Source organism: Mycobacterium sp. 4D054 (assembly GCF_052245755.1).
GTDB lineage: Bacteria > Actinomycetota > Actinomycetes > Mycobacteriales > Mycobacteriaceae > Mycobacterium.
In genome coordinates, this window is the sequence record NZ_JBQQCF010000098.1 from 1 (window position 1) to 6,239 (window position 6,239).

The following is a 6,239-nucleotide window of genomic DNA, read 5'->3' on the forward strand; positions in this document are numbered from 1 at the left end:
TCAAACGAACAGATGAAGGGACCACCGACGCGACGCGCCGGTGGTCCCATAACTGGCAATCCAGGTGGTCCCATCACCCTGGCAAAATCAGCTCACACTGGTCCCATCCTCCTGGCAGACGACACTCTGCCGCCGTTATCGCCTACACGTTCGCACAATCGACCCGGTCCAGATCCCGAAACGGCTGTTGCCGAGTTTGCGCAACGTGTACGTCCAGTCGGGACGATCCGCATCAGAGATGCGTCGACGTACGGCTTCGATATCCAGAGGCATTCCGATTTCGCGGTGGGCTTTATCAGCCACCGACGGTTCGCAGCACCGGCTTCGGGGAAGCCGAGAGTCGCGTCGTCCTAGACTGGCCGCGTGGCGAAACTGCAGTTGGTTCAGGAGCCGGCGGCCGATGCTCTGCTGGAAGACAATCCGTTCGCGTTGCTGGTTGGAATGCTCCTCGACCAGCAGATCCCGATGGAGGTCGCGTTCGGCGGTCCGAAGAAGATCGCCGACCGGATGGGCGGATTCGACGCGCAGTCGATCGCCGACCACGATCCCGACAAGTTCGCCGAGCTGTGCGCGCAAACGCCTGCGGTGCATCGGTTTCCGGGTTCGATGGCCAAGCGGGTGCAGGCCCTGGCGCAGGTGATCGTCGATGAGTACGGCGGCGACGTGACGGCCTTGTGGTCCGACGGAGCCGACGGGGCCGACGTGCTCCGCCGGCTCAAAGCGTTGCCCGGCTTCGGCGAGCAGAAAGCCAAGATCTTCCTGGCGCTACTGGGCAAGCAGTACGGCGTCACCCCGAAAGGCTGGCGGACCGCGGCCGGCGACTACGGCAAGGCGGGCACGCACATGTCGGTGGCGGACGTGACGGACCCCGGCTCGCTGCAGAAGGTCCGTGCGTACAAGAAGGAAGCCAAGGCCAAGAACAAGGAAGCGAAGGCGGCGAAGGCCTAGTTTCTCCTGCTCGGCGGGGCGCTCTCACACCGCGGCCGAATCACGACCTGTGTGCGGCTTCGGCGGAACCAGGGACGTCCAGAGCGGCCAGGTCGGACAGGATCCCGGCGACCACGCGTCCGGTCGAGGTGGCGGTGTCGAGCCCGTTGCGCAGGCAGCGCAGCGTGATCCCGCGGCGAGTCAGGTCGGCCACCGTCTGCGCCACCTCCGCCGCGGACCGTCCCAGCCGTTCGATCGTCACCACGACGACGACGTCGCCGGAGCGCGCGTAGGAGAGCAGCGCCACCAGTCCGGCCCGCATCTTCTCCACCGAGCCTGCGGTCTTGTCGGTGAAGATCCGGCGCGGATCCACGCCGGCCGCAGCGAGCTCGGCGAGTTGCTCGTCGAGGTCCCCGTTCGCGGCCGTGGCATAACCCAGCGTGACCGTCACCGTTCCAAGGTCTCACCTCGCGCGGGCGCCGTCACAGAGACTCGCCGTCGAACCTCTCGCGGGTTGCGAACTCCGCGACGGGCCTGCGCGTCAGCTTGCTGACCTGACGCTGAGGTTTGCCCAACGGCAGCACCGCGGCGACGGCATAGTCGTCAGGAATGCCCAGCAGCGCCTTCACCTCCGGTTCCTCGGCGACCGCCATGGTCGTCAGGACGCCGCCGTAGCCTTCGTTGCGGGCGGCGAGCAACACGTTCCACACGAACGGATACACCGACGCCCCGGCGACCAGACCAATCCGGTCGAGGTTCTGGTCGATCGCCGCGACCACGCCGAGATCGACGCACACCACCAGTACCACCGCCGCGCTGCGCAGCGGGGCCGTCATGTCGGCCGGCACCTCGGTGGCCGCGACCTGCTCTTCACTGATCTCCATGGGGCGCAATGGGTTCCACGGCCCTTCGCCGTTGCGCTTCTGGGCGACGTAACGTCGTGCGCCAGTCGCGCTCCGCGCCGCGAGCGCTTCCCGCGTGTTCCGGTCCCGGACCGCGATCACATGCACGCCCTGCCGGTTGCCGCCGCTCGGGGCGAACCTCGCGTTGTCCAGGATCCGGTGCAGCACGTCGTCGGGCAGCGGGTCCGCGGTGAACTGCCGGACCGCTCCGGTGGTGCGCATGACGTCGTAGAGGTCCATGTTGACGATCTTGTCTCATCGCCCGCCGGCGGCTGTGTCAAAGTGAACCCATGAAGACTCATCTCAACTGCCCCTGCGGCGAAGCGATCACCGGTAAGGACGAGGACGACCTCGTGGAGCAGGCCCAGAAGCACCTGTCCGAGGTGCATCCGGGTCGCGACTACGACCGCGAGGCGATCCTGTTCATGGCCTACTGATCCACGCCCCTGCGCGGCGCAGCGGGGTCAGGGGACGACGGTGGAGCCGATCGTCGGCATGAACTGGCACTGCTTCTCGGTCGTGGTGACCTGACCGAAGATCGTCGACATGATGCTGCCCGAACCGGTGTCGGCGATGGCGGTCAGCGTCGTCGGACCGTTGGGGTTCATGTCCGGGCGCGGCTTGAGGGTGACACTGCCGGACTTGCCGGTGGTCAGGTTCACCCATGTCGCATTGAGCGGCAGCTTCTGCTCGGCCGCCGGGCCGGGCGTGCCGATCGCGGTGAACACGTACGCAGTCTGGCCGGGGCCGGGTCCGGGCAGCGGGATTGTCGCCGGGCCGGCCACCGAGATCGCGGTTGCGAGCACATTGCCGCCGTCGGCAAGGCAGCCGTTGCTGATGGACGGATAGAGGAAGTCCTGCGTCACCGGTGCGTTCGGGCCGAGCCCGGGTGCAGCCGCCGGAGCACCAGGGGCGGCGGGGGCGGCGGGTGCGGCCGCGGGCTCCACCGGCGCAGCGACCGGCGTGGCCACCTCGGGTGCGGGAACCGGGGCAACGGGGGACGCGGGTCCCGGCGGCGTCGGGACCGCGGCCGGCGCGTGTGCCTCGGGCAGCGCGTGCGGCACGGCCTCGGGGGCTGGGCCGACGACGTGGGCGGGGTTGACGCCGGCGGGTAGGTGCGCCTCGGTACCCGGTACGGCGCCGGTCGCCGGGACGTGCGCGACGGGCTGAGCGACGAACTGATTGACCGCTGAGGCCACATCGCGCGACGGCTGCGGCGCCGCCATGTCCCCGGCGAACACGGCGGCGGCCGCCATCAACATCGATGCCGCATTGGTGGGATCAGAAGCCGCCTGCTGGATCACCGGCCCCAGGCTCTGCACGGCGGGCAGACCGGGGGCCTGCGACCCGTCAATCGGTAACGGCGCCGCCGGTTCGGCGTGCGCCACCCCGGTCACGCCCATCGTCAGCAGCAGCGCGGATGAGCACACCGCCAGCTGGGTGGTGAGCTTCGTCGGGCTTGCTGACATGAGCCGGGTCGTAGGCATGATCCCCCAATACATCGGTGGTTTCAGATGGGTCGAGCTCGTTCAGTCGGTCACGGCAGGGCCGAGAGCGGGGTGAACAGCGGCGGTACCGGAGCGGGAGCCGGCGCTGCGGCCGCGGGTGCGGCGGTGACCGGTGCCGTCGCGCCGGTCGGCAGCAGGCCGGCCAGCGATGTCCCGCCGGGCAGCAGCGAGGCCAGGCCGCCGGGCACGCCGAGTGAATCGGTCAGGCCCGACAGCGGTGACGCGGGCGCGGCCGCCGGCGCGGTCTGCGGGACCGTGGTGGTGTTGCCGACCGGCACGGTGGTCATGTTGCCGCCGGGCAGAGCGGTCGCGCCGGGCAGCACGTTCGCCGGCTGAGGCAGGTTGATCGACGCGGTCGCACCCGGACCCGAGACCGGGGTGGCGGGCGTGGTGGACGCCGTCGCGGCCGGAGCGGTGCCCATCATGTTGGCGAAGCCCTGCATGATCTGCGTGGCGGCGGCCGGGTTGGCGGCCAGCTGCTGCAGGAAGGGCAGGCCCGGCACCTCGGGAGCCGGCGCGGGGGCAGGCGCAGGCGCCGGTTGGGCGGAGGCGGAGGCGCTCAGCGCCACGGCAGCCGACACCGCCCCGGCCGCTGCGATCATCGATGTTGCGAACAGTTTCCGGGTGCGGTGCATGAAAGTTCTCCCATTCCGTCGGTGGCGCTTGATGGAGGCCGCGAATGACCGAGAAAGACACTGACGGCACGCCTGCACCCGAAGCTAGCCTGTTACTAGAGTTACTCAAGTGACAAGTGTGGCATTTATGGAACTGTTACGGAGGTGAAGGCGGACGGTGACCGCTCGCTAGAGTCGGTCGAATAAACACCACCGAATGCGCCACCGGGGCGACCGATCGGCTACGGGCCGCGGCGCCCGCGCTGTTGGTCCTGAGCGTCGCGCTGCGCCTGGCGTGGACCTACCTCGTGCCCAACGGCGCCAACTTCGTCGATCTGCACGTGTACATCGGCGGCGCCGCCGAACTCGACGGACCAGGCACGTTGTACGACTTCGTCTACGGCGAGCAGACGCCGGACTTCCCGCTGCCGTTCACCTATCCGCCGTTCGCGGCGGTGGTCTTCTTCCCGCTGCACCTGCTGCCGTTCGGCGTCGTGGCGTTCGCCTGGCAGGTCGGCATCATCGCCGCGCTCTACGGCGTGGTGCGGCTGTGTCAACGGCTGCTGTCCCCGGAATCGGCGCCCGGCGACCGGCGTGTCGCGATGCTGTGGACCGCCATCGGCATCTGGACCGAGCCCCTGCGCAGCACCTTCGACTACGGCCAGGTCAACGTGCTGCTCGTGCTCGCCGTGCTGTACGCGGTCTACACCTCGAAGTGGTGGCTGTCAGGTTTGCTGGTCGGGCTGGCCGCCGGCGTCAAGCTGACGCCGGCGGTGGCGGGGCTGTACTTCGTCGGTGCGCGGCGCTGGGCCGCGGTCTTCTGCTCGGCGGCGGTCTTTCTCCTCACCATCGGCGTGTCGGCGCTGCTCGTCGGGGAGCAGACGCGCGTGTACTTCACCGAACTGCTCGGCGACGCCGACCGGGTGGGCCCGGTCGGGACGTCGTTCAACCAGTCGTGGCGGGGCGGGATCTCGCGGATTCTCGGTCATGACGCGGGCTACGGCCCGGTCGTGCTAGCCGGGATCGTGGTCACGGCGGCGCTCGCGCTGCTGGCGTGGCGGGCCATCGGGGGTGCCGACGACCGGCTCGGCGCCATCGTCATCGTCGAGTTGTTCGGTCTGCTCCTGTCGCCGATCTCGTGGACGCACCACTGGGTGTGGCTGTTGCCGCTGATGATCTGGCTGCTGCACGGCCCGCTGCGCGACCGGCTCGGCGCGCGTGTGCTCGGCTGGGGCTGGCTGGTGTTGACCCTGGTCGGCGTGCCGTGGCTGCTGAGTTTCGCTCAGCCGACCATCTGGGTGATCCCACGGCCGTGGTACCTGGCGTGGGCAGGCATGATCTACATCGTCGCCACGTTGACGACCCTGGCCTGGATCGCTATCCGAGGATCCCGTCGATATCGCGAGCCATCTGCAGGTCCTTGTCCGTGATACCGCCTTCCGAGTGCGTGACCAATGCGAAAGTTACTGTGCGCCAGCGAATGTCGATGTCGGGATGATGGTCCTTGGCCTCCGCGTGCTCGGCGACCCGGCGGACGGCGTCGATACCGTCCAGGAAAGTCGGGAACTTGACGGATCGCCGCACGGTCCCCTGGGCGCGCTCCCAGCCGTTGAGCTCCGGCAGTGCGGCGTCGACCTGTTCATCGGTTAACACAGCCATGCCCACGACGGTATACCGTCTGGCGCAATGTCGAACGTGATCGTGGTGGCCGGTGCGCTCGTCGAGGACGGGGCGCTGCTGGTCGCCCAGCGCGCCCGCCCACCGGAGCTGGCCGGGCTGTGGGAACTGCCGGGCGGCAAGGTCGCACCGGGGGAGAGTGACGAGGCCGCGCTGGCGCGTGAGCTGAACGAGGAGCTCGGTGTCGATGTGACGGTCGGCGCCAGGGTGGGAGGCGACGTCGCCGTCAGCGCGACGATGAGTCTGCGCGCCTACGTCGTCACGCGGACCAGGGGCGTGGTGACGCCCCACGACCACCACGCGCTGCGCTGGGTGCGTGGCGACGAGGTCGAGGGCCTGCCGTGGGTGCCCGCCGACCGGGCGTGGCTGCCCGACCTGATCCGGTTGCTCGCCGGCGCCGTCGCGTGACGCAACCTCGTTGTGCAACGGGAATGGTCCTCAGAACAGCGCTTTCGCCGCCTGCGGCCCGGTTTCAGTTCACCCGTTAGCCTCGATCTTTCACGTGGCGGGTAGTTGAGGTCTTTTCGTGGCGTGGGTGGGCGGTTCTGACGTGGGCGGCCTGGGGTTCCGGCGTTGCGTCTCGCCGGTGCTCCTGGGTCCTTTGCTCGTCG

General features: G+C 69.1%; 9 protein-coding genes. 4 read left to right on the forward strand and 5 right to left on the reverse strand.

Translation table 11 applies throughout. The features are described 5' to 3' along the window. Positions 1–363 precede the first annotated feature (363 nt). Positions 364–948, forward strand: coding sequence for an HhH-GPD-type base excision DNA repair protein (locus ACTWP6_RS29575; RefSeq protein WP_260754778.1), 585 nt, complete (start codon positions 364–366; stop codon positions 946–948). 40 nt (positions 949–988) lie between these two features. Here the strand turns inward: ACTWP6_RS29575 and ACTWP6_RS29580 are convergent, their stop codons facing one another. Beyond that, the gene (locus tag ACTWP6_RS29580) at positions 989–1,378 is read right to left on the reverse strand and encodes a recombinase family protein (protein ID WP_260754777.1); all 390 of its coding nucleotides are present in this window, start codon (positions 1,376–1,378) and stop codon (positions 989–991) included. Positions 1,379–1,409: 31 nt separating this feature from the next. Beyond that, the gene (locus ACTWP6_RS29585) at positions 1,410–2,069 is read right to left on the reverse strand and encodes a nitroreductase family protein (RefSeq protein WP_260754776.1); all 660 of its coding nucleotides are present in this window, start codon (positions 2,067–2,069) and stop codon (positions 1,410–1,412) included. A 50-nt stretch (positions 2,070–2,119) separates the two neighbouring features. Here ACTWP6_RS29585 and ACTWP6_RS29590 point away from each other — a divergent pair, with 50 nt between their 5' ends. Beyond that, on the forward strand, positions 2,120–2,266 hold the full coding sequence (locus ACTWP6_RS29590) for a DUF1059 domain-containing protein (RefSeq protein WP_082753974.1): 147 nt from the start codon (positions 2,120–2,122) through the stop codon (positions 2,264–2,266). Between the two features lie 27 nt (positions 2,267–2,293). Here the strand turns inward: ACTWP6_RS29590 and ACTWP6_RS29595 are convergent, their stop codons facing one another. Together ACTWP6_RS29595 and ACTWP6_RS29600 are read right to left on the reverse strand one after the other, a co-directional pair. Beyond that, positions 2,294–3,298 carry an Rv1157c family protein gene (locus tag ACTWP6_RS29595; RefSeq protein WP_443189558.1) on the reverse strand — a complete coding sequence of 335 codons (1,005 nt, stop codon included), beginning with the start codon at positions 3,296–3,298 and terminating at the stop codon, positions 2,294–2,296. Positions 3,299–3,366: 68 nt separating this feature from the next. Further along, positions 3,367–3,972: a hypothetical protein gene (locus ACTWP6_RS29600; RefSeq protein WP_443189559.1), complete on the reverse strand. Its 606-nt coding sequence runs from the start codon at positions 3,970–3,972 to the stop codon at positions 3,367–3,369. Between the two features lie 182 nt (positions 3,973–4,154). Here ACTWP6_RS29600 and ACTWP6_RS29605 point away from each other — a divergent pair, with 182 nt between their 5' ends. Further along, on the forward strand, positions 4,155–5,381 hold the full coding sequence (locus ACTWP6_RS29605; protein ID WP_443189562.1) for a mannosyltransferase: 1,227 nt from the start codon (positions 4,155–4,157) through the stop codon (positions 5,379–5,381). On the opposite strand, the gene ACTWP6_RS29610 is transcribed toward ACTWP6_RS29605, so the two are convergent. Next, positions 5,329–5,610: a 4a-hydroxytetrahydrobiopterin dehydratase gene (locus tag ACTWP6_RS29610; protein ID WP_443189560.1), complete on the reverse strand. Its 282-nt coding sequence runs from the start codon at positions 5,608–5,610 to the stop codon at positions 5,329–5,331. The two genes, ACTWP6_RS29605 and ACTWP6_RS29610, sit on opposite strands and share 53 nt — an antisense overlap. A gap of 27 nt (positions 5,611–5,637) precedes the next feature. Here ACTWP6_RS29610 and ACTWP6_RS29615 point away from each other — a divergent pair, with 27 nt between their 5' ends. Continuing rightward, positions 5,638–6,036, forward strand: a complete 399-nt coding sequence (locus ACTWP6_RS29615; RefSeq protein ID WP_443189561.1) for a (deoxy)nucleoside triphosphate pyrophosphohydrolase — start codon at positions 5,638–5,640, stop codon at positions 6,034–6,036. The last annotated feature ends 203 nt before the right edge of the window (positions 6,037–6,239 follow it).